Raw genomic sequence first — 1137 nt, 5'->3', positions numbered from 1 at the left:
TGATGGCTTCAACCCAGCAGATGTCATTGAAGAGTCAGGGCTTACAAAATGATGGCGGTCAGATCGGTACGGAACAAGGTGATTTACTGATTCAGACGGGTGATTTATCGCTGAATAATGGTTCAGGTGCTATCCAGTCTGGGAAAACCCTGACGCTTGATGTGAATGGTTTAAATAACAGTGGTGTGATTAGTGCTCTGGATCGACTGACGTTAAATAGTCAGGGCGATGTGACGAATGACCACGGGAAGCTCTTGTCGAACAAGCAACTTCAGGTAAGCAGCCAGAACTTAAGTAACCAGTCTGGTGTGATGCAGTCTGGAGCAGGCACGGCCTTGGATGTTGTGGTCAACGATACGTTAGATAATAGCCATGCTGGCAGCATTCAAAGTGGAGCAGCTTTGAACCTGCAAGTTAATGCTTTAACTAACAACCAGCAAGGCCAAATCAGTGCACAGGATGCGTTGAATATTATCAGTGCAGGTCTGATTGATAACGAGGCTGGCAGCATGGTTGCCAACCAGAACATTAGCCTGAGTGGACAAGGGTTAAATAACCGTCAAGGCCAGATCGGCAGTATTCAGGGTGGGTTATCTGTTGATGCGGGTAATCAGGCAGTGATTAACCAATCTGGATTATTACAGTCAAAAGCAGATTTAACAGTTAAGGCCTTATCACTCGACAGCACGGCAGGCCAGATGACTTCACAGGCGAAGATTGATCTACAAAGCCAGCAAGAAGTGAACAATACTCAAGGTGTGATTTCAGCAGATCAGGGGATTAAGGTTAATAGCCAGGGTCTGAATAACAATTTAGGTCAGATCAGTAGTGCCCAAGGCAATATTGTGCTAGCTGCAGGCCAAGGGGTCTTGAGTAATCAAACCGGCAAGGTCATTGCAGGGCAGGCTTTACAACTCAACGCAATTCAGGTGGATAATAGCCAAAAAGGGCAGTTGAACAGTCAAACTACTTTAGCTATTCAAACCGAAAAAGATATTAATAACCAGAGTGGTATTATTGCTGCAAACCAGCAAGTTAACTTAAATAGCCAAGGACTTAATAACAATCAAGGTCAAATCGCAAGTCTCCATGATGTATTAACGATCAACAGTGGTTCAGGCAGTTTAGATAACCAGT

Annotated in this window: 1 pseudogene; it reads left to right on the top strand. The window is 44.6% G+C overall.

The annotated features are described in order from the left end of the window. Positions 1–20: 20 nt before the first annotated feature. Positions 21–1137, top strand: a pseudogene (locus tag ACH63V_RS18065) (ShlA/HecA/FhaA protein); the annotation flags it as partial.

It is taken from the genome of Acinetobacter sp. ABJ-A23_2, from assembly GCF_044538765.1.
Classification (GTDB): Bacteria; Pseudomonadota; Gammaproteobacteria; order Pseudomonadales; family Moraxellaceae; genus Acinetobacter; species Acinetobacter nosocomialis_A.
This window is presented reverse-complemented; position numbering and strand designations above follow the sequence as displayed.